21 protein-coding genes are annotated in these 21,985 nt (G+C 63.7%); 16 read left to right on the top strand and 5 right to left on the bottom strand.

What is annotated here, in order from left to right:
• The first annotated feature begins 6 nt into the window (after window positions 1-6).
• From IEV82_RS06710 to IEV82_RS06700, 3 genes are all read left to right on the top strand, one after another.
• Window positions 7-2,052 carry an NADH:flavin oxidoreductase gene (locus tag IEV82_RS06710; RefSeq protein ID WP_188481207.1) on the top strand — a complete coding sequence of 682 codons (2,046 nt, stop codon included), beginning with the start codon at window positions 7-9 and terminating at the stop codon, window positions 2,050-2,052.
• Window positions 2,053-2,300: 248 nt separating this feature from the next.
• A complete protein-coding gene (locus IEV82_RS06705; RefSeq protein ID WP_188481205.1) occupies window positions 2,301-3,542 on the top strand; it encodes an aromatic ring-hydroxylating oxygenase subunit alpha in 1,242 nt (413 codons plus the stop codon).
• 4 nt (window positions 3,543-3,546) lie between these two features.
• Window positions 3,547-4,632, top strand: a complete 1,086-nt coding sequence (locus tag IEV82_RS06700) for an FAD-binding oxidoreductase (RefSeq protein WP_188481203.1) — start codon at window positions 3,547-3,549, stop codon at window positions 4,630-4,632.
• A 20-nt stretch (window positions 4,633-4,652) separates the two neighbouring features.
• On the opposite strand, the gene IEV82_RS06695 is transcribed toward IEV82_RS06700, so the two are convergent.
• From IEV82_RS06695 to IEV82_RS06680, 4 genes are all read right to left on the bottom strand, one after another.
• On the bottom strand, window positions 4,653-5,303 hold the full coding sequence (locus tag IEV82_RS06695) for an aspartate/glutamate racemase family protein (protein WP_188481202.1): 651 nt from the start codon (window positions 5,301-5,303) through the stop codon (window positions 4,653-4,655).
• On the bottom strand, window positions 5,300-6,748 hold the full coding sequence (gene hydA, locus IEV82_RS06690; protein WP_188481200.1) for a dihydropyrimidinase: 1,449 nt from the start codon (window positions 6,746-6,748) through the stop codon (window positions 5,300-5,302). Before hydA ends, IEV82_RS06695 begins: the two co-directional genes overlap by 4 nt.
• A 21-nt stretch (window positions 6,749-6,769) precedes the next feature.
• Window positions 6,770-7,705 carry a dihydrodipicolinate synthase family protein gene (locus IEV82_RS06685; RefSeq protein ID WP_188481198.1) on the bottom strand — a complete coding sequence of 312 codons (936 nt, stop codon included), beginning with the start codon at window positions 7,703-7,705 and terminating at the stop codon, window positions 6,770-6,772.
• A 185-nt stretch (window positions 7,706-7,890) separates the two neighbouring features.
• The gene (locus IEV82_RS06680; protein ID WP_188481196.1) at window positions 7,891-8,577 is read right to left on the bottom strand and encodes a fumarylacetoacetate hydrolase family protein; all 687 of its coding nucleotides are present in this window, start codon (window positions 8,575-8,577) and stop codon (window positions 7,891-7,893) included.
• A gap of 179 nt (window positions 8,578-8,756) precedes the next feature.
• Here IEV82_RS06680 and IEV82_RS06675 point away from each other — a divergent pair, with 179 nt between their 5' ends.
• The 11 genes from IEV82_RS06675 to aroQ all read left to right on the top strand — a co-directional run bounded on the left by IEV82_RS06675 (window position 8,757) and on the right by aroQ (window position 19,349).
• Window positions 8,757-9,446, top strand: coding sequence for a FadR/GntR family transcriptional regulator (locus IEV82_RS06675; protein ID WP_188481194.1), 690 nt, complete (start codon window positions 8,757-8,759; stop codon window positions 9,444-9,446).
• A gap of 148 nt (window positions 9,447-9,594) precedes the next feature.
• Window positions 9,595-10,587: an ABC transporter substrate-binding protein gene (locus tag IEV82_RS06670; protein WP_229747701.1), complete on the top strand. Its 993-nt coding sequence runs from the start codon at window positions 9,595-9,597 to the stop codon at window positions 10,585-10,587.
• Window position 10,588: 1 nt separating this feature from the next.
• Window positions 10,589-11,374 (top strand): sulfite exporter TauE/SafE family protein, encoded by a 786-nt coding sequence (locus IEV82_RS06665; RefSeq protein WP_188481192.1) that lies wholly within the window; start codon window positions 10,589-10,591, stop codon window positions 11,372-11,374.
• 85 nt (window positions 11,375-11,459) lie between these two features.
• Complete coding sequence (locus tag IEV82_RS06660; RefSeq protein ID WP_188481190.1) at window positions 11,460-12,455, top strand: tripartite tricarboxylate transporter substrate-binding protein; 996 nt, start codon at window positions 11,460-11,462, stop codon at window positions 12,453-12,455.
• Window positions 12,456-12,530: 75 nt separating this feature from the next.
• Window positions 12,531-13,043 (top strand): tripartite tricarboxylate transporter TctB family protein, encoded by a 513-nt coding sequence (locus IEV82_RS06655; protein WP_188481189.1) that lies wholly within the window; start codon window positions 12,531-12,533, stop codon window positions 13,041-13,043.
• A complete protein-coding gene (locus IEV82_RS06650) occupies window positions 13,036-14,550 on the top strand; it encodes a tripartite tricarboxylate transporter permease (protein ID WP_188481187.1) in 1,515 nt (504 codons plus the stop codon). The genes IEV82_RS06655 and IEV82_RS06650 overlap by 8 nt, the downstream gene beginning before the upstream one ends.
• On the top strand, window positions 14,547-15,806 hold the full coding sequence (locus IEV82_RS06645) for an LVIVD repeat-containing protein (protein WP_188481185.1): 1,260 nt from the start codon (window positions 14,547-14,549) through the stop codon (window positions 15,804-15,806). Before IEV82_RS06650 ends, IEV82_RS06645 begins: the two co-directional genes overlap by 4 nt.
• Window positions 15,803-16,282: an OsmC family protein gene (locus tag IEV82_RS06640; RefSeq protein ID WP_188481183.1), complete on the top strand. Its 480-nt coding sequence runs from the start codon at window positions 15,803-15,805 to the stop codon at window positions 16,280-16,282. The genes IEV82_RS06645 and IEV82_RS06640 overlap by 4 nt, the downstream gene beginning before the upstream one ends.
• Window positions 16,279-16,734, top strand: a complete 456-nt coding sequence (locus tag IEV82_RS06635) for a (2Fe-2S)-binding protein (RefSeq protein ID WP_229747700.1) — start codon at window positions 16,279-16,281, stop codon at window positions 16,732-16,734. Before IEV82_RS06640 ends, IEV82_RS06635 begins: the two co-directional genes overlap by 4 nt.
• Window positions 16,731-18,839 carry a molybdopterin cofactor-binding domain-containing protein gene (locus IEV82_RS06630; protein ID WP_188481179.1) on the top strand — a complete coding sequence of 703 codons (2,109 nt, stop codon included), beginning with the start codon at window positions 16,731-16,733 and terminating at the stop codon, window positions 18,837-18,839. Before IEV82_RS06635 ends, IEV82_RS06630 begins: the two co-directional genes overlap by 4 nt.
• Window positions 18,840-18,911: 72 nt before the next feature.
• On the top strand, window positions 18,912-19,349 hold the full coding sequence (aroQ, locus tag IEV82_RS06625) for a type II 3-dehydroquinate dehydratase (protein ID WP_188481177.1): 438 nt from the start codon (window positions 18,912-18,914) through the stop codon (window positions 19,347-19,349).
• 3 nt (window positions 19,350-19,352) lie between these two features.
• Here aroQ and IEV82_RS06620 read toward each other — a convergent pair whose 3' ends face one another.
• Window positions 19,353-20,465 carry a Ppx/GppA phosphatase family protein gene (locus tag IEV82_RS06620; RefSeq protein ID WP_188481175.1) on the bottom strand — a complete coding sequence of 371 codons (1,113 nt, stop codon included), beginning with the start codon at window positions 20,463-20,465 and terminating at the stop codon, window positions 19,353-19,355.
• Window positions 20,466-20,730: 265 nt separating this feature from the next.
• Between IEV82_RS06620 and IEV82_RS06615 the strand changes: the two genes are divergently transcribed.
• Both IEV82_RS06615 and IEV82_RS06610 read left to right on the top strand, forming a co-directional pair.
• The gene (locus tag IEV82_RS06615) at window positions 20,731-21,027 is read left to right on the top strand and encodes a virulence factor (RefSeq protein ID WP_188481173.1); all 297 of its coding nucleotides are present in this window, start codon (window positions 20,731-20,733) and stop codon (window positions 21,025-21,027) included.
• Window positions 21,028-21,054: 27 nt separating this feature from the next.
• Window positions 21,055-21,981, top strand: a complete 927-nt coding sequence (locus IEV82_RS06610; protein ID WP_188481172.1) for a methylenetetrahydrofolate reductase — start codon at window positions 21,055-21,057, stop codon at window positions 21,979-21,981.
• The last annotated feature ends 4 nt before the right edge of the window (window positions 21,982-21,985 follow it).

Below are 21,985 nucleotides of genomic sequence, written 5' to 3'. Positions count from 1 at the left end.
CCCCCCATGTCCAACGATCCCCTACTGCAGCCCTATCAGCTCAAGCACCTGACGCTGCGCAACCGCATCATGACCACCAGCCACGAGCCTGCCTATCCCGAAGACGGGATGCCCAAGGCGCGTTATGCCGCCTATCACGCCGAACGCGCCAAGGCCGGTGTCGCGCTGGCGATGACGGCGGGATCGGCTGCGGTGTCCAAGGACAGCCCGCCGGTGTTCAACAACATCCTCGCCTACACCGACGAGGTGGTGCCGTTCATCCGTCAATTGACCGATGCCTGCCACGATCATGGCTGCGCGGTGATGATCCAGCTGACGCATCTGGGCCGCCGCACGACGTGGAACAAGGGCAACTGGCTGCCCTCGGTGTCGTCGTCCAAACACCGCGAACCCGCGCACCGCGCCTTTCCCAAACTCGCTGAGGATTGGGACATCGAACGCATCATCACCGATTTCGCCGATGCCACCGAGCGGATGAAGGAAGGCGGCATGGACGGGATCGAATTGCAGGTCTACGGCCACCTGCTTGATCAGTTCTGGTCACCGCTGACCAATGATCTGCACGGGCCTTATGGCGGTCAGACGCTGGAGAGCCGGATGCAGCTTCTGATGGATGTGCTGGCAGGCATCCGCAAACGTGTGGGGAACGATTTCATCGTCGGCCTGCGCTACACCGCCGACGAGGCCGAGGCGGGCGGGATCACCCCCGACGAAGGGATCGAGATCTCGAAACGTCTGGCGGCAACCGGGATGGTGGATTTCCTCAACGTGATCCGGGGCCGCATCCACACCGATCCGGCGATGACCGACGTGATCCCGGTGCAGGGCATGAAAAGCGCGCCGCATCTGGATTTCGCGGGCGCGGTGCGTGCCGCGACCGGCATGCCCACGTTCCACGCAGCACGCATCCCCGATGTCGCCACCGCGCGCCACGCGGTGCAGGCGGGACTGCTGGACATGGTGGGCATGACCCGCGCCCACATGGCCGACCCGCATATAGTGAAAAAGATCATCGAGGGGCGCGAGGATGACATCCGCCCCTGCGTCGGCGCGACCTACTGCCTTGATCGCATCTATGCCGCCGGAGAGGCGCTGTGCATCCACAACGCCGCCACGGGCCGCGAACTGACCATGCCGCACGAGATCACGCCCGCCGAAACGCGCCGGAAGGTGGTGATCGTGGGGGCCGGTCCTGCCGGGCTGGAGGCGGCGCGCGTTGCGGCAGAGCGCGGCCATGATGTGACGGTGTTCGAGGCGCAGCCCGATCCCGGCGGGCAAATCCGGCTGACATCGCAGAACCCCCGCCGCCGCGAGATGATCGGGATCATCGACTGGCGCATGGCCCAATGTGCCGCGCGCGACGTGGATTTCCGCTTCAACACCTGGGCCGAGGCCGCGGACGTGACCGCTCTTGATCCGGATGTGGTGATCGTCGCCACCGGCGGTCTGCCCAATACCGAACTCTTCGAGCAGGGCCGCGAAAACCCGCTGGTCGTGTCGTCTTGGGACATGATCGCGGGCGACGTGAAACCGGCGCAAAGCATCCTGATCTACGATGAAAGCGGCGATCACCCTGCCCTCATGGCCGCCGAAGTGGCCGCCAGCGCGGGCAGCAGCGTCGAGGTGATGACCCCCGACCGGACCTTTGCGCCCGATGTCATGGCGATGAACCTCGTGCCCTACATGCGCGCGCTGCAGGACAAGGATGTCACCTTCACCGTCACCCGCCGCCTCAAGGACGTGCAGCGCGACGGCAATCGGCTCAGGGCGACCATCGGCACCGATTACAGCGATCACACGAGCGAAAAGACCTATGATCAGATCGTGGTGAACTACGGCACCATGCCGCTGGATGATCTCTATTTCGAGCTGAGGCCGCTGTCGTCGAATGGCGGCGCGGTCGATCACGACGCGCTGATCGCGGGCCAGCCGCAGGACGTGACGCGCAATGAAAGCGGCACCTTCCAGCTGTTCCGCATCGGCGACGCGGTCAGTGCCCGCAACACCCACGCCGCGATCTACGACGCGCTGCGATTGGTCAAGGACATCTGAGATGGCCGCGGATGCCCAGTTTCGAGGCAAATTCGAACGGTGGAGGCGGACCATTTCCGCCCTCTTTTCCGGCGAAACCGACACCGGCAGGGCTGCATCGAAACGCGAGTCGCAAACCGGTTTCGCTGCGTCGCAAATCATGACGTGATCGCGCGTGTTGCATGCGATTGCGCGTCCAGAGGTCCCGCCCTCGCCCCATATCGTTTCACCCCATCGCCCTGCGGCGAAAGACCAATCATAGGTGCCCCATGCTTCGTGAAGCCGATGTCCTGTCCACGTTGATGCGTCGCAAACCCGCGTATTCGCTCGCGCAGGACTTGTATTGCGACCCAGGTGTCTTTCAGGCCGACATGGAGCGGATCTGGTACCGCGAATGGCTGTTCATCCTGCCCTCCTGCGAGATCCCGAAACCCGGCAACTACGTCGTCCACGACATCGGCGCCTATTCGGTGATCCTCGTGCGTGGTCACGATGGAGAGATCCGCGCCTTCCACAATTCCTGCCGCCATCGCGGATCGGTGCTGTGCAAGTCGAAATCCGGGTCGAACCCCAAGCTGGTCTGCCCCTATCATCAATGGACCTACGAACTGGACGGCAAGCTGCTCTGGGCCCGCGATATGGGGCCGGATTTCGATGCCTCGAAACATGGGCTGAAGCAGGTGCACTGCCGCAACCTGTCGGGCATGGTCTATATCTGCCTGGCCGATGACGCCCCCGACATCACCGAATTCGCGGAACAGACCGCGCGCTATCTTGCGCTGCATGATCTGGAAAACTCCAAGGTCGCGTTCGAAAGCACCATTGTCGAGCATGGCAACTGGAAGCTGGTCTGGGAAAACAACCGCGAATGCTACCATTGTTCGGGCAATCACCCATCGCTCTGTCGCACCTTCCCCGAGGACCCCAGCTATATCGGAACCGACAACACCGGCGTGTTTTCCAAAGTGGCGTCGGACCATGTGACGCGCTGCGAAGCCGTGGGCGCCGCCTCGGCTTTCCTTGAATCGTCGCACGGTGATTGGCGCTATGTCCGCACGCCGCTGCTGGACAAGGGCGAAAGCTACACGATGGACGGCAAGGTCGCGGTGACCAAGCCGAATTCGTCGATCCCGTTCAAGGATGCCGGATCGCTGCTCAAGTACAAATACCCCGGCTGCTGGAACCATTTCCTGTCCGATCACGCGCTTGTCTTCCGCGTCACACCCATCAGCGCAACGGAAACCGAGGTCTGCACCAAGTGGCTGGTCCACAAGGATGCGGTCGAGGGGCAGGACTATGATCTCAAGCGCCTGACCGAAGTGTGGCTGGCCACCAATGACGAGGACCGCGAGGTGGTCGAGAACAACCAGCGCGGCATCCTGTCCCCGGCCTATACCCCCGGCCCCTATTCGACCAAGCATGAGGGCGGCAACATCCAGTTCACCCAGTGGTACGCCACGGCGATGATCCACGCGATCACCGGCGGTGCTACTCCGATGGCGGCGGAGTAGACCGATGGCCTTCGACATTGATCTCACCGCCACCGCCGATGCCGGCATCTGGACCGATTCCGAACCGCTGGTCTGCTGCGCCGTGGTGCCCGAAGCGCCGAACACCGCGACCTTCAGCTTTGTCTCACCCTCGGGGCGACAGTTCCGCTACGAGCCGGGGCAGTTCCTGACGCTGGAGCTTCCGGTGCCCGGCGGCACGGTCTGGAAGACCTACACGATCTCGTCCTCACCCTCGCGCCCGCTGACCATCGCGGTCACGGTCAAGGCGCAGCCGAACAGCATCGGCACCCGCTGGATGCTGGATCACCTGCAGCCCGGCATGCAGATCAAGGCGACGGGTCCGGCGGGGATCTTCACCCTGCCCCGCGCCGAGCGGAAAAAGTACCTGTTCATCTCGGCCGGATCCGGGATCACGCCGTCACTGGCGATGACCACCTATCTGTATGATCGCGGCACCGATATCGACGTGACCTTCGTGCATTGCGCGCAGCGCCCGCAGGACATCATCTGCCGTCAGCGGCTCGAGCAGATGGCAAGCCGCGTGCCGTCGATCAAGCTGTTCTTCATCGTCGAGGAAGACGACCCTTACCGCGTCTGGACCGGGCTGCGCGGGCGGCTCAACCAGTTGATGATCGGCCTCATCGCCGGCGATTACCTTGAACGCGAGGTCTATTGCTGCGGTCCCGAGCCGTTCATGGACGCGGTGCGCGAAATGCTCATCGGTCTGGGCTACGACATGGAGCGCTACCACCAGGAAAGCTTTGTCGCCCCCGTCAAGAAAGAGGAACAGCTGCCCGAGCATGACGACGTCGTGCCCGACGAGGACGCGACCGCCAGCATCGCCTTTGCCCGGTCGGACGTGACGGCGGAGTGCCTCGAGACAGACACCGTGCTTGCCGTGGCGCGCAGCGCGGGCATCGTGATCCCGTCCGGCTGCACCTTCGGCGTGTGCGGCACCTGCAAGATCCGCAAGACTGCAGGCCATGTGCACATGGTCCACAATGGCGGGATTTCAGAAGAGGATATCGAGAACGGATATATCCTTGCCTGCTGTTCCAAACCCATCGGCGCGGTCGCGGTCGATTTCTGACCCGACCGTCCCGCACGGGTCTATCCCGCTAGGAGCGCACCAAGCGCCATGGCGACGGCAGCCTGTGTCGGGTCGATCACCGGGATGCCAAGCGCCGCTTCGAGCGGCGCGCGATGCCGGGCCATGCCTGCGCAGCCCAGGATCACCGCGCCAGCGCCCTGCTCTTTGAGCGTGGTGCCCACGTCGACCAGCTGGTCGAAGGTGCCCGCACCACGCGCAGTTTCATCGACGCTCATGTTCAGCGCGATCTCGCAGGCCAGACGGTCCAGCACCTGCATCCGCGCCATGGTGCGCCGGTGACGCGGGATCGACCCGTCGGCAATGGCGATCACGCCGAAGCGGTCGGCGCGCGCCATCGCGGTCAGCACGCCGCTTTCCTGAATGCCGAACACCGGATGCGGCACCACGGACCGGCAGGTGTCGAGGCCGGGATCGGAATAACAGGCGATCACGAAGGCCCCCGCATCGAGGCGCGATTGCATCAGCTTGGCCAGCGGCAGAACGACACTGTCGGAATCGAACTGGCTTTCGATGCCGAACGGGCCTTCTTCCAGCGTCAGGCATTCGATCTTTGGGCCACCGGTCAGGTTGAACGCGGCCAGCGCATCCTTCAACCCATCCGTCACCGCTTGGTTGGAGTTCGGATTGATGACCACGATCGGTCCGGTCATGTCAGGATCTCCGCGCCAAAATTGGTCGCCGGATCGGTTTCCGGCAGGCGCGTTCCCGTGAGGCCCGACAGGTCGGTGCGCCCGCGCTTCACGAACGCTCCGTCCCCCGGCTTGGCGATCAGCGCACCTTGGTCCACCACCCGTCGCCCGCGGGTCAGAACGGTCACTGGCCAACCCGTGACCTCCATGCCCTCGAACGGGTTGTAATCCATCGCGTCGTGCATCTCGCCTGCAACCCGCGTCTCGGACGGATCCCAGATCGCGATATCCGCATCCGCGCCGATGGCCAGTGTGCCCTTGGTCGGATGCATGCCGTAGAGCCGCGCCGCGTTGGTCGAGGACAGGGCAACGAACTGGTTGAGGTTGATCCGACCCTTCACCACACCTTCCGAGAACAGCATCGGCAGGCGCATCTCGATCCCCGGCATCCCGTTGGCGATCTTGCGGAAATCCACGTCGCGGCCATTGGCGAACTTGCCTGAGTCGTCAAAGCGATAGGGCGCATGATCCGAGGACACGACGTTGAACGTGCCCCGCGCGATGTGCCGCCAGAGCACGTCCTGCGTATGCGTGTCGCGCAAAGGCGGCGAACAGATATACTTGGCCCCCTCCTTGCCCGGACGGTCCAGATCGTCGCGGGTGAGGAACAGGTATTGCGGGCAGGTTTCGCTGAACACATAAGCGCCCTCGGCCCGCGCCTGCGCCACCAGATCGGCCCCCTTTGGGGTCGAGACATGCACGATCATCAGCGGCGCGTTGGTCAGCTTCGACAGGCTGATCGCGCGGTTGATCGCCTCTTCCTCGGCCAGCGCGGGGCGCGCGGGGGCATGGAATTTCGGATCGGTGTAGCCGTTCTCGGCAAATGCGCTCGCCATCCAAGTCAGCATGTCGTGGTTTTCCGCATGCACCATGGTCAGCCCGCCATGCCGCCGCGCGACGGTCAGGATGTCCAGAAACTGCGCATCGCTGACGCGGGTGGCGTAGGTCATGAAGACCTTGAACGACGTGATCCCGCGGTCAAAGGCGTCGGGCAGTTCGGCCAGTACATCCGCGTTCGGGTCGGTCAGGATCAGGTGGTAGGAATAGTCGATCACCGACTTGGGTGCCGCGCGCCCGTCATAGGTGGCCAGCGTGTCGGCCACGCTTTGCCCCATCTTCTGCGCGGCAAAGGGCACGAAACACGAATTGCCCCCGAACGCCGTCGAGATAGAACCGGTTTCATAATCATCCGCCGTCATCAGGCCCATGCCGCTTTCCTGCGCGATATGGCAATGCGCCTCGATCCCGCCGGGCAGCACGAGCTTGCCCGTGGCGTCGATCACGTCATCGCCGCGCAGGTCATGGCCCAGCGTGGCGATCTTGCCATCCCGAATGCCGATATCGGCGCGAAAGGTCTCGGACGCGGTGGCCAGCGTGCCGCCCTTGATCACCAGATCATGCTGCATGGTTCGGTCCCCTCTCTATGCTTACCCGAGATCGGCCAGCTTGCGGTCGAGCCGGTCCATCAGCCGTGTCAGCTCTGCATGATCCGCCTTGGTCATCGACGGCCCCGGCGCACGGACGGCCGGAGCGGCGAGCACGCCCCGCCGGTGCAGGATCTCCTTGCGAATGGCGAGCCCGATGCCAAGCTGCTGCTCGTAGCGCACCATCGGCAGGTAGGCATCGAACAGGTCTTCCGCGCCGTCCACATCCCCCGCCTTGTGCCGCGCCACCACCCGCACCAGCATCTCGGGGTATGCAAAGCCGGTCATCGCGCCATCGGCCCCGCGCTGCAATTCCTGCGGCAGGAACAGCGCGGCATTGCCCACGAGGATCGACAGGCGCGGCGTGTCGGCGGTGCCGCTTTCGTCCCGCACGCGCGACAGCTTGTTCAGCCCCGGCCAATCCTCGTGCTTGAGCATGACGATCTGGTCATGATCGCGGGTCAGTTGCAGGATGGTTTCCACACTGAACTGCACGCCAGTGGTTTGCGGGTAGTCCTGCACGCAGACCGGCACATCCGGTCCGAGCGCTGAACACACTTGCGCGAAATAGCCCCGCAGCTTGGCTTCGGTTCCCAGCCCCGGCATGGGTGCCACCATGACACCGGCAGCCCCCGCATCCATCACGCTGTGCGACAGCCGCGCCATGTTGTCGAGCCCCGCGCCCGACACGCCGACCACCACCGGCACCCGGCCGGCCACACGGTCCAGCACATGCTGGGCAAAGCGCGCCGATTCCTCGCCCGACAGCTTCGGGGCCTCCCCCATGATGCCAAGGATCGTCATGCCGGACACACCGCAGTCGAGGTAGAAGTCCACCATCCGGTCGGTGCTGTCGAGATCAAGCGCGCCATCGCTGGCAAAGGGCGTGGCGGCGATGATGAAAACGCCTTCGGATTGTCTGTCGATCCGCTGTGTCACAATACTGTCCTCCGTCGGGGTCTCGGGACGATACGGGCCTGAAACACCCGGTTCTCCCTCTTGTTCAGCCGAGCATATCCATCCGCGTCACACCGCGCGACCGGATAATCCGGGTGCCACTGAAAACAGGAACGCCCGGCTCCAGCACTCCGGACCCGGGCATTTCTTGTTCGTCATGCGCCGTGTCAGCCGACGGTGACCGTCAGGCTGCCCAGACCGTCGATGGTCAGTTCCATCGTGTCACCTTTGACAACCGGACCCACACCCGACGGTGTGCCGGACAGAATCACGTCGCCGGGGGCCAGTTCGAAATATTCGGACAGGTAGGAGATCATTTCCGGCACTTTCCAGATCATCTGGTTCAGGTCGCCCTCCTGCTTGACCTCGCCATTGACCTTGAGCACCAGATGCCCCTGATCAGGGTGACCCACTTCGGAGACCGGATGGATCGGGCCACAGGGTGCCGAATCCTCGAACGCCTTGCCGATTTCCCACGGACGGCCCGCCTTCTTGGCGATGCCCTGCAGGTCGCGCCGCGTCATGTCGAGCGCCAGACCGTAACCGAACACGTGATCCAACGCGGTATCGACGGGGATATTGGTGCCACCGGTCTTCAACGCGACCAGCATTTCCGCCTCGTGGTGCACATCCGTGGTGTGCGGCGGGTACGGAAAAATCTCGGACGTGGTCAGGTTGTTGGGGTTTTTCTGAAAGAAGAACGGATCTTCGCGGTCAGGATCATGACCCATCTCGATGGCATGAGCGGCGTAATTGCGCCCGATGCAGTAAATCCGGCGAACAGGAAACAGCGTGTCCTGTCCGGCCACGGGAAGTGCCACGACAGGCGGCGTTTCGATTGCGTATTGGGTCATTCAGGTCTCCGGATTTGTGAGGTCTTGGTGTCGATTAGCGCAGGGTTCCGATGAAATCAATTCAAGACCACCTGAAGAAATGCAAGAAAAAACATTGATTGATCGACCAATTTAGGCAAAGCTTGGCCTCAATCCGCCCAACTGGGCGCAAATTGGTTGACCAATACAAGGGCCAATCCATGCTCATGAACTCAGTCCCGATCGACACCGATGACGTGGTGGAAAAGCTGCGATCCTACATCGCCGAAGGCGGATACAAGCCCGGCGACCGGCTGGAATCGGAACGTGACCTGATCGTGCGGCTGGACGTGACCCGTGCCCGGCTGCGCAAGGCGCTGGACATGCTGGAACATGAAGGCGCGATCTGGCGGCATGTCGGCAAGGGCACGTTCATCGCCTCGCCCAGCGTGTCCTCCGGCCCCAGCAATCTCAAGATGCTCAGCCAGCAGGTGACGCCCGTGCAACTGATGCGCGCCCGCCTGTCGCTGGAGCCTGCCATTGCCCGCGAGGCTGCGCTGCACGCATCCGAAGAGGCCGTGCGCAAGCTCAAGCAGTCCCGCGACCGCGCGTCCGAGGCCCCGAACTGGGACGAGTACGAGGCACAGGACGACAATTTCCACCGCGATCTGGCCGAAGCGACTGACAACGTGCTGCTCCTGTCGCTCTTCGATCATCTGAACGCGGTGCGCCGCGCGGTGGCGTGGAACATGGTGGTGCGCAGTTCGGACCGCCCACCCCGCACCCATTCGAGCTTCGCCGAACATGACGCCATCGTCGCCGCCATCGAAGCGCGCGACCCCAAGGCGGCACAGGATGCCATGCGCGCGCATCTTGGTTCGGTCTCCGCGCGCCTGTTCGGGGAGACATGAAGAAAGCGCCATATCCTGCGGGAAAGAAACGATAAAAACCCGCACAGAAAACGAAAATCATGTTCTCGGGGAGGAGACAGATGTTCAAGATCGCACCATCCGCCACGCGCATCGCAGGCCGTGCCCTCTGCCGGGCGGCATTGTTCCAGTGAGTCCGCTGAGCCTGACATTGGCCACATGGGACCATGACCGCGTCATGGCGCTGCATGACGGGCGGGTGACGGTGCCCGGCGTGACGCTGGACAGCCACATCCACCCCACGTCCAAGCTGTTCCCCTGGGCCGTGCAGGACGCGAAGTTCGACATCACCGAAATGTCGGTGTCGAGCTACGTGCTGCAATTGTCGCGCGGCGGGTCGGACTACACCGCGATCCCCGCCTTTGTCAGCCGGGCGTTCCGGCACAGCGGATTCTTTGCCCGCGCCGGATCGGGGATCAAAAGCCCCGCCGATTTTGCCGGTCGCCGGATCGGCGTGCCGGAATACCAGATGACGGCGGCGCTCTGGATGCGCGGCATTCTCGCCGATGAATACGGCGTGGCCTGCGACGACATCCACTGGCGCACCGGTGCGCTGGACGAAGGCGTACGCCGCGAACGGCTGGAACTGGCGCTGCCCGAAGGCATGGTGGTCGAACCGATCACCGAGGGCGACACGCTTCAGGACATGCTCCTGCGCGGCGAGATCGACGGACTGCTGGCACCCAAACCGCCGCAGGCGTTTCTGGACGGCAATCCCGACCTCGTGCGCCTGATCCCCGATTTCGAAGCCGCCGAGCAGGCCTATCACCGCTCCACCGGGTTCTTTCCGATCATGCACCTGATCGGCATCCGCAAATCCGTGGCCGAGGACCATCCCGACCTGCCCCGCGCGCTCTACGACGGGTTTGTCGCGGCGCGCGATATCGCGATGGCGCGGCTGCGGTCGGTCTGGCTGGGCAACGCCAACCGCATGACCCTGCCCTGGCTGAATGCCGCGATGGAGCGGACGCTTGACAGCATGGGCCCGGATTACTGGAGCTATGGCTGCACCGCCAACATGGCCGAGATCGCCGCGATCTGCCGCTATTCGCTGGATCAACACCTGTCCGCCGGTCCGGTCGCCCCCGAGACGCTGTTTCACCCGTCGGTTCTGGACACCTGAGATGATGGAAATGTGGCACGCAGGATTGGGATGGCCGACCGCGACAACGCTGCTGGCGTTCAGTTTTGCCAGCTCCTTCATCACCATCGCCTTCGGCATCGGGGGCGGTGCGGTGATGCTCGCCGTGCTCGCCACGCTGCTGCCCGCGCCCGCCATCATCCCGGTACACGGGCTGGTGCAGCTTGGCTCCAACGCGGGACGCGCCGCGATCATGACCCGCTACATGCGGTTCGATCTGCTGGGCCCGTTTGCGGCGGGCGCGCTGATCGGCATCCTGATCGGCGGCTCGCTGGTTGTCCAACTCGAACCCGGCTGGATCCAGATGGGTGTCGGGCTGTTCATCCTGTGGTCGGTTCTGGCCAAGCCACCTGCATTCCTGCGCCGCTCGGGGGCGGTCACGGGCACCGTGTCCAGTTTCCTGACGATGTTCTTTGGCGGCACCGGGCCTTTCGTGGCCACCTACGTGAAAGCGCAAGAACTCGATCGGCACGCGCATGTCGCCACGCACGCGATGTTCATGACGCTGCAGCATCTGCTCAAGACGATCATGTTCGGCATCCTCGGCTTTGCCTTCAGCATCTGGGCCGGGCTGATCGCCCTGCTGATCGCCGCAGGTGTTCTTGGCACGCTGGCCGGGCGGCTCATGCTGGCCAAAATCGACGACCGCCGCTTCGGCATCGTGCTGACCGTGGTGCTGTCGCTGCTGGCCATGCGCCTGATCTACGCCGGGGCCAGCGACGTGTTCTTTTCCACTGCCGCAGAGGCTCCGACAGGAGGAAGCAACTGACCCGCCGGGCACGTGCGCAACCCCGGCGGTAGACCATCATCCGCGCAAATGAATTTGAACATGTAACTGGGAGGAAACCATGTCCATGAAACAGACCATCAACCGCCGCACCCTGCTTGGCACCGGTGCCGCAGCCGCAGCCCTGACCCTTGCCACACCGGGACTGGTCCGGGCCAACACGTTCCCCGACCGCAATTTCAGCGTCTATATCCCCACAGCCGAAGGCGGCGGGGCCGACCGCAACTTCCGCGCCTTCTCGAGCGTCTGGAAAACCCGTCTGGGCGTCGATTTCGAACCCGGCTTTTATCCCGGCGCGTCGGGCCGTGTGGGCTACGAGATCTACATGGGCAAGGCCGAGCCTGATTGCTACAACCTGCTCTTCGGCAATGTTGGGCCTGAAGTGCTCAACTGGGCGCTGCAGCCACCAACCTTTGGCATCGACGATTACATCTATTTCGGGCAGGTCGACAAAGACCCGTGCTGCCTCTTCGTCGGTGCAGAAAGCCCGCTGCAGACGATGGACGACATCTTCGCCGCGTCCAAGACCCGCAAGCTCAATGTCGGCACCAGCCGCATGGCGCACCCGGCCTCGATCGGGCTGCTGGCGCTGGGCGACAAGCTGGGGGTCGACTTCAACCTGATCCCGCTTCAGGGCGGCAAGGGCACCGTGGCTGGCGCCGTGACCGGCGAGGTCGATTTCTCGGTTCTCACATCCGGGTCGGTGATTGCGGCGGGTGACAGCGTCAAGACGCTGCTGGTCTTCGGCAATAACATCGCCGGAGAGGCTCTCGACAACGCGCCTAGCATCAACGACGCCTACGGCATGGACCTGCCTGAAATGCTGTCCACACGCGCGTTCGGCATCCACCAGAAGGCCATTGACGATTTCCCCGACCGGTTCGAAGTGCTGACCCGCACTTTCAAGGAATCCCACGAGGACCCGGCCCTGATGGAAGCCTATATCGCCACTAAGGGTCAGCCCGAATACCTCGTCTATGCCGGGGTCGAGGAACTTGCCGTGGAAAAACAGGCGATGCTCGACCTTGGTGCAGAGTACAAGGCGCTTTTGACCGGCGCGTAACCGCGTCCCCGACCGGCAGCGCAGCAATCGCTGCCGGTCATACCCCACCCAATTCGCACACAGGACGGCTTGCCCATGCCCTCGGACCACCACAAACCGCCGCGCCAGATCGGTGGAGAGCTTGTCATCCCCATCCTCGCGGTGGGCTTCACGATCTATTTCTTTTCGACGATCTGGAACTCGCCCTGGACCGCACAGGTCAGCACCTTCATGGTCGGAGGCATCCTGCTTCTGGTCTGCGCGATCTTTTTCGTGCGCGCCGGGATCTGGCTTGTCCGCGGTGAAGGCACGCTCGGGGTCGGCAACCTGTTCACGATGGACGACATCCGCACCGGGCGCATCGGACTGCTGCTGACCACCATCGCCTACGTGATGTTCATCGACACGCTGGGCTTCACGCTCATGACCTTCCTGTTCCTTGCGGTCAGCATGCTGATCCTCGCCAAGGGCAAGAACGCAGGCTTCATCACGATGGTCTCGGCGGCGATGGCCCTCACAGGCTGGGCGGTGTTCATCTGGGCCTTCGACACGCGGTTTCCGCGCGGCTGGTTCGAAACGACCATGAAAGCGGTACTTGCAAATGGATAGCAGCACAGCCTCCATCCTGGTCGAGGTGTTCTTTGAAACCATCGGCTATTGGTACATCATCATCCCGACGATCCTGCTGGGCCTGATCGTCGGCGGCATCCCCGGCTTTTCTGCCGCCAACACCATCATCATCCTGATGCCACTGACACTGGCGCTCGATCTTCAATCGGGTCTGGTGTTCATGATCTCGCTCTATTGCGCGGCGCGCATGGGGGCGGGCATTCCGGCCATCCTCGTGAACATCCCCGGTACGGCGGGGGCTGCGGCCACACCGCTGGACGGCTACCCGATGGCCAAGCAAGGCAAGGGCCAACAGGCGCTGGCGATCTCGTTTGTCGCGTCGTGCATCGGCGGCTTGCTGACGACAATCATCGCGCTGGCCACCATGCCGATCCTCGCCCGCGTCGGCTTTTACATGCACTCGGTCGAGATGATCGTGGTCATGCTGTTCGGCATTTCCCTGATCGCGTCGATTGCCGCGCAGGACATGGTCAAGGGACTGATCGCGGGCTTTCTAGGCCTGATGATCGGCTCCATCGGCACGGATGTGGTCTATGCCACCCCACGCGGCACCTTCGGCATTCTCGAGCTGTACGACGGTGTGCCGCTGATCCCGGCGCTGGTCGGCCTTTTCGCGGTGTCCGAGGCGTTTGTCATCATCGAGAAACGCGTGATCGTGACCCACGAGGGCGAGCCCAAGGCCCCCAACTGGAGTGACACGTTCGAAGGCGTCAACATCGCGCTGAAACGTTGGGTGCACATCGTCTGGACCTCGATCATCGGTCTGGTGATCGGCGTGATCCCCGGCGCAGGCGCGTCCATCGCCAGCTTCGTCGCCTATCAACAATCCCGCAGCTTCTCGGAAACGCCCGAGCTTTACGGCACCGGCCACCCCGAAGGTCTGATCGCGCCGGAAGCCGCGAACAACGGCGTCACCTCGGGCACGCTCGTGCCGCTTCTGGTGCTGGGCATTCCCGGCGGGGCGACGGCCGCGATCATGCTGGTGGTGATGCAGTTCCATGGCGTCAGCTTTGGTCCATCGCTGTTCGAGGATCAGCCCAAGGTCGGCTATGGCATGTTCATGGCGATGGCGGTCAGCTACGTCATCATGTTCCTGACCATCCTGCCGCTCAGCCGCTACATGAGCCGCGTCACCACGATCCCGACGATCTACCTTGCCCCCATGATCATCGCCTTCACGCTGGTCGGCGGGTTCGTCCCGCGCGAATACATGTTCGACATGTACCTTGCGCTGGGCTTCGGCGTTCTGGGCTATATCGCGCGGCGCACCGGCTACCACGTGGCCGCGATCCTGATCGGGGTCATCCTTGGCCCGTTGCTGGAAAAGTACTTCCTGTGGTCGCTCAAGAAATCGGACGGCGACATCATGGTCCTGTTCTCGTCCACGCTGGGCAACATCCTCTGGGTGGCCTTCGCAATGTCCATCATCCTGCCCATCGTTCTTGGCATGCGGCGTAAACGCAAACTCGAGGTACCTGCCGAATGAAAAAGACCGTGGAATACGAACTGGCGCGCAACATCCGCCGTCTGGGCCATCTGGATATCGAAGGTGGCGGCGAAGTGACCCTTCAGGGCAGCTATGCCTATGTCGGCCACATGAAGCCGCCGATGGGCACGTCGATCATCGACGTGTCCGACCCGGCAAACCCCAAGGTGGTGTCGCATGTCGCCCCGCCGGACGAGTGGTCTCACACCCACAAGGTCAAGGTGGCGGGCGATCTGATGATCACCAATGTCGAAATGGACAAGCGGCATTTCCTGCGCAAGGGCGACAAGATCGCGGGTCTGCGCGCCGAAGGTCTGACGGACGACCAGATCGCCGCGCGCCTGTCGGTCAAAGCATCCGACATCGCCGTTCTCGAAAAGGCGCTGCAGCGCGGCTACCACAGCGGCGGCTTCCGCGTCTGGGACATCTCGGACAAGACCGCGCCCAAGCTTCTGTCCTACGTCAAGACCCATGGCTTTGGCGTGCACCGTTTCGACATGGACGCCAACTACGCCTATATCTCGACCGAGATGGAGGGCTATGTCGGCAACATCCTTGTCATCTACGACCTGTCCGATCCTTCCAACCCGACCGAGGTGTCGCGCTGGCACATGCCGGGGCAGCACGTGGCCAATGGCGAAACCCCCACCGGTGTCGGTTACAGCCACCGTCTGCACCACGCGATGCGCTGCGGCGACGAGCTTTGGGCGGCGGTCTGGCATGCCGGGTTCCGGGTTCTGGACGCCAGCGACATCACCAATCCGACGGTCAAGGGCAGCTACCGCTTTCCCAAGGCGATCCCAGAGCCGACACATACCGTGATGCCGCTGGAACAGACGATCAACGGCAAGCGCTATGCCGTCGTCATCGACGAGGAACACGACCACAAGCCCGGCCGCCTGCACGGCTTCATCTGGATCATGGATGTCACCGACCTGAACAACATGGAACCCGTCGCGGCATGGGACCTGTCTGAACGGTTCTGTCCCTGGGTCGGCGAAGAGGGTGTCCGGTTCGGCGGGCACCAGTTCCGCGAAAAGCTGGACAGCACGCTGATCTTTGCCACGTGGTTCGCCGGTGGCTTGCGCGTGCTTGACGTGGCCGATCCGCACCTGCCCGTCGAAGTGGCGCATTTCATGGAACCCGGACCCACCGGGGCCGCGCCCCAATCCAACGATGTGGATGTGGATGACAATGGCTTGATCTACGTGCTCGACCGCAACCGGGGCCTCGACATTCTGGAGATGTCCCTATGAGCGATCCTGACCTCCTGCCCCCCAGCGTCGATCCCAACACAAAGGCGCTGGGCATCCGCCGCGTGAGCGCCCGCAACGAGGCCTCGACCCGGTCGGTCATGATGGTGCGCGATCACATCGTCATCACCGACGAGAAGGAAAGCAACACCGGGCCGACGCCTCTGGAAATGACGCTGTCGTCGCTGCTGGGCTGCGAAGGCGTCATCATCAACCGCTGCGCCGAGGCGATGCAGTTCGTCTACACCGCCGTCGACATGGAGGCCGATGGCGAGGTCGACCAGCGCGGCAGCCGCGGCGTGCAGGGCGTGCGGCCCTATTTCAACTGGGTCAAGCTGCGCATCCGTGTCCATACCGAGGAAACGCAGGAGAGGTTCGACCGGCTGACCCGCAACGTGGAATACCGCTGCCCGGTGATGAACCTGTTCAAATCGGCGGATGTGGATGTGCAGATCACATGGGAGCGCGTCGCCCCGTGAGCCTGAGACTGACGATCAACGGAACCGCGCATGACATCACGTCCGACCCGGACACGCCGCTGGTCTATGTCCTGCGCGACGAGTTGAAACTCAAAGGCACCAAGCTGGGTTGCGGGTTGGAACAATGCGGAGCCTGTGCGGTCATGGTGGACGGCAAACTGGTGCTGTCCTGCGTCACCCCGGTCGAGGCGTTCGCCGGCAAAAATGTCACGACCATCGAAGGCATCGCCGAGACCGAGATCGGCCAGCGCGTGCAACAGGCCTTTGTCGAAGAGACCGCCGCACAATGTGGCTATTGCACATCAGGTCTCGTGGTGGCGGCAACCGCCTTGCTGGTGGACAACCCGGCACCGGATCGCGCCACCACCAAGGCGGCGTTGACGCCACATCTGTGCCGCTGCGGATCACACCCGCGCGTGCTCAGGGCGATTGAGAAGGCGGCCAAGGCATGAGCCTCAAGAACTATCCGCGCGTTGCCGACTGGCTGACCACCGACGGTGACAGCCTGCTGATCCACACCGGCAAGGTCGATATCGGCCAGCGCATCTCGACCGCGCTGGTGCGGATCGTGCAGGAGGAACTGGCGCTGCCGCTGTTGCAGATCGGCATCGCCCCCGTCCGCACCGGACACGCGCCGGATGAAGGCATCACCTCGGGCAGCAATTCCATCGAACACTCGGGTCGCGCCGTCGCCTCTGCCGCCGCGACCCTGCGCAAGCATGTCCTCGACATGGCAATCGCGCAACATGGTGGCGACCGCGCCGATTGGGTGCTGGAGGATGGCCACGTGCAGCGCGCGGGCACCAATCTGCGCCTTGGCCTTGTCGAACTGGCCCGCGACCTTCCGCCCGACCTGCCCGTCGATCCCGATCTGCCCCGGCATGTGCCCGGCGCCGCTCCGGCCCCGGATATGCGTGGCATTTCGGCCATGGTGCAGGGACGCTACACCTTTCTGCACGACCTCGACCTGCCCGGCATGTGGCACGCCCGCCGCGTCAGCCCGCCCCACGCCCGCGCCACCTTGCGCGAGATCGACCAGACCGCGCTGGACAAGGCACAGGTCAGGGGCCTGCACGTCCTGCGCGACGGCAGTTTCATCGCCGTTGCGGGACCGCGCGAATGGGACGTGGTCAAGACGGCGACCAGCCTCGGGCTGGCCTGCACTTGGGATCTGCACGGCGGTTTGCCGGAAGCGGACGTGCTGGCGCAACTGACCGCCGCCACCGCCCAACGCTTCCCGGTGGTGAACGGCACCCCGCAACAGGCCCCCGTGCCCGACCCGCTGCCCGCGCCAGACCTCAGCGCACGGTTCGAACGGCCCTACCAGATGCACGGCGCGTTGGCACCCTCGGCGGCGATGGCGGAATGGACAGGCGAGCGGTTGATCCTACACAGCCACAGCCAGGGCATCTACCCGCTGCGCGAAGCGATTGCCGACAGCCTTGGCCTGATGCCGGATCAGGTCGACATCACCCATGTCCCCGGTTCCGGCTGCTACGGCCATAACGGTGCCGACGATGCGACTTACGAGACCGCGCTGGTGGCGATGGCCCTGCCCGGCACGCCGATCCTGCTGAAATGGTCGCGCGAGGACGAACATGCGTGGGAGCCTTTCGCCCCCGCGATGGCGGTGCAGGTGGATGCGTCCCTGACAGACGGAAGGATCACCGCACTCTCCGCCGAAGCCTTCAGCGACACACATCGTGGTCGGCCCCGCCCCGGCCCCAACCGCGCGGGTCCGGCAAAGCTGCTGGCCAACCGGTTCCGCGCCGATCCGTTGCCGCCCTTTGTCGCCCCGCCCAACATGGGCACTCATGCGGGGATGCACCGGAACCTTGATCCGATCTACGGCTTCGCCGAGATCCGTCTGGTCAAGAATCTTGTCCAGAACCTGCCGCACCGCACATCCGCCATGCGCTGTCTGGGGGCTGTCGCCAATGTGTTCGCGCTGGAAAGCCTGATGGACGAGGCCGCGCAAACGGCAGGCACCGATCCGATCGCGTTCCGCATCGCACACCTCACCGATCCGCGCGCCATCGCCGTGCTGCGCGACCTCGACCGCCGTCTTGCTGCCCTGCCCCCCGTGGCCGAGGGCATGGGCCGGGGCATCGCCTATGCGCAGTACAAGAACGCCATGACCCGCGTCGGCATGGCCGTGGATCTGAGCGTGACCGACACCGCCGAGGTGCGGCTTGACCGGGTGACCATCGTGGCCGATGCGGGCCGCGTGATCGACCCTGACGGGCTTATTGCACAGCTCGAAGGCGGGGTCATGCAGGCGGCAAGCTGGGCGCTGCACGAAGAGGTCACATGGGACCGCAATGGCATCACCTCGCGCGACTGGGACAGCTATCCGGTGCTCCGCTTCGACAATGTTCCGGACTTCGACATATCGCTGCTCGAAGACAACGCTCTGCCCTCTGTCGGTGCGGGAGAGGCGTCGCCCGGCCCCACCGTGGCCGCCATCGCCAACGCGATCTTTGCAGCCACCGGGTTGCGCCTGCGGCGGATGCCCTTCACCGCCGATGCCATCACGCAGGCCGCGCTGGCGCTGTGAGCCACGACACGCGCCGGGTTGCGCGACCGGCGGCAAGCTGGCACAGCTAGGGCAATCAAACCGGAGCACCCCATGTCCAAGACCGTCTTCCTGATCCACGGGCCCAACCTGAACCTTCTGGGCAAGCGGGAACCCACGATCTATGGATCTGACACGCTGGACGACGTCGCGGCCCGCTGCGCGGCGCTGGCCAAACCGGCGAAGCTCGATCTGAAATCCATGCAGTCGAACCACGAAGGCCAGATCATCGACTGGATTCACGAGGCCCGCGATGCGGCGGCCGCCATCATCATCAACCCCGGTGCCTTCACCCACACCTCCGTGGCGATCTACGACGCGCTTCAGGCTTACGAGGGGCTGGTGTTCGAAGTGCACATCTCGAACGTCCACAAACGCGAGGCGTTCCGGCACCATTCCTACGTCTCGGCCCGCGCCGAGGGCGTGATCGCGGGGTTCGGTGTCGAAGGCTATGAACTGGCGCTGCGGCGGGTGATCAGCCTGCTGGGCTGATCGTCAGAACGGCGCATCCTCCAGCACGCCATCCGCCGACATCTGCGCATAAAGCAGACCTTCGCGCAGGCCGCGATCCGCAACCGACAGCCGGTCCGTCGGCCAGCAGCGCAGCAAGGCTTGCAGGATCGCGGCACCCGACATGATCAGCGCCTGACGGTCCAAACCGATCCGGGGATCGGCACGCCGTCCTTCGGGGCCAAGTTCGAGATAGTTGGAAATCACCTTCTCGATCTGGTCCGAGGTCATGCGCAACCCGTCCACCTTGGTCCGGTCATAGCGTTTGAGGCCCAGATGGCTGGCCGCCACGGTTGTGACCGTGCCGCTTGTGCCGACGATCTGGAACCCCTCGCGCGCCTGCACATCCTTGTAGGGTGCAAATTCGGCCAGGTTTTCCTCGAAATACCAGCTCATCAGCGCATAGCGTGCGCTGTCGCTTTCCACGTCCGAGAACTGGTCCCGCAGCGTGGCCACACCCAAAGGCACGCTGATCCAGTCCACCACGCGGGCGGCGGGAAACGGGCTGTCCTTGGTGTGGAATCCGGCATGCAGCCGCATGATCGCGCGGGGGCGGTCAAAGGCGGGCACGGCTGTCAGGTCGATCCAGACCAGTTCGGTCGACCCGCCGCCGATATCGACCACCAGCAATTGCTCGGTCTTGGTGCTGACCAGCGGCGCGCAGGAAATCACTGCCAGCCGCGCCTCTTCTTCGGGCTGGATGATCTCGAGCGTCAGCCCGGTCTCGCGTTTCACCTGACGGATGAACTCGCGCGCGTTGTGCGCCCGGCGGCACGCCTCGGTCGCCACCAGCCGCATCTGCGTCACTTCGTGGCGGCGGATCTTCTGCTGGCACACCCGCAGCGCCGAAATCGTCCGGTTCATCGACGCACGGCTGAGCCTGCCGGACTTTTCAAGCCCGGCCCCCAGTTGCACCGACTTGGAAAAGCTGTCGACCACGTGAAATTGGTTGCCCTTGGGTTGGGCAATCAACATGCGACAACTGTTTGTGCCCAGATCCAGCGCGGCATAAAGCTCTGATGGATCGGGCCGTGACGGCGCGGGGCTTTCTACCGGTTTCGGGAATGCGCCCGCACCTCTGGGACGCTTTGGCGCCATGACTTCGCGCCTTCCGAATATGTAAGTTATCCCAACCCTATGCGGGCTTGCGATCCATCGCAAGTTTCGTGATGCGTGCTGGCGCAGTTATGAGCCCGTCTCATGCAAAGCCTGAGAATTTTGGCGCAGCAGGAGCATCGCCATTGACAGCGTCATGCCCTATTGTGACCCCGGGTCGCAGACGGGATCGGACACGTCGAAATTCGCACTTGGGTCGCGGATGCGCTCAATTACGAAGGCGCAAGCACATCGAAGGAATCACGACATGCCGGATGTCACTATTGTCTACTGGCGAGATATCCCGGCGCAGGTGATCGTGGGCAAGGGCCGGCGCGGTGCCAAGGCGCCTTTGCCAGAACGGTTCGAACAGGCCATCGACCGCGCCGCGATGAAGATCGGGGCATCGGACACCGACAGTTACCTTGCGGAATGGCGCAAGGCCGCCCCATATACGGTGGACGGAGAGCCCGAAGAGGTCTGCGCCGCCGAAACCGCGCGCATCGACGCGGAATATGACAAGGCGCGCCTCAAGGCGCTGATTGATAACGAAGGCTGGGCGTAACCCCGCATGACCCTGAGGGAGGCCATTATGGCATTGTTGTATTTCCGCAAGCGCGAAACCGTCGAGAACGGCACAACACCCGAGATGGAAGCCTTCCTGAAGGGCTACTCCATCGAGGTCATGCCGCGCACCGCCGAAAAGGTCGAGGATTTCCGCGCCCTGCTGGCCCCCGGCACCCGCGTCTACATCGCCCATATCGAAGGCACGCCCATCGAGGACATGGTCGCGACAGCCAAGCGCCTTGCCGATGCCGGCTATCCCGTCATGCCGCACTTCCCGGCCCGCATCATCAAGGACAAGGCCATGCTGGCTGACTGGATCGCGCGCTACCAGGGCGAAGCGGGCGTCGATCAGGCGCTGCTTCTGGCAGGTGGCGTGTCCAAGCCGCATGGCGATTTCGACAGCTCGATGCAGCTGATGGAAAGCGGGCTGTTCGACAAGGCGGGTTTCAAGCGCCTTCATGTCGCCGGTCACCCCGAGGGCAACAAGGACATCGACCCCAACGGCGGCATGAAGAATGTCGAAGACGCACTGCGCTGGAAACAGGCGTTTTCGGAACGCACCGATGCCAAGATGGCGCTGGCGACGCAATTCGCCTTTGACGCTGACCCGATCATCAAATGGGTCGATGACTTGTCTGCGGCTGGTATCAAACTGCCGGTGCATATCGGCATAGCCGGTCCTGCAAAGCTGCAAACCCTGATCAAGTTCGCCATCGCCTGCGGTGTCGGCCCGTCGCTCAAGGTGCTGCAGAAACGCGCGATGGACGTGTCCAAGCTGCTGCTGCCCTACGAGCCGACAGAGGCGCTGACCAAACTGGCCGCGCACAAGGCAAAGAACCCCGATTTCAACATCGAACAGGTGCATTTCTTCCCGCTGGGCGGGATCACGTCCAACGCCACCTGGGCGATCGAAAACGGCGGTGCCGGAACCGCGCCCGCTGCCGCGAGCTGATCGT

It is taken from the genome of Marivita lacus, assembly GCF_014637725.1.
Lineage (GTDB): Bacteria > Pseudomonadota > Alphaproteobacteria > Rhodobacterales > Rhodobacteraceae > Marivita > Marivita lacus.
This window is presented reverse-complemented; position numbering and strand designations above follow the sequence as displayed.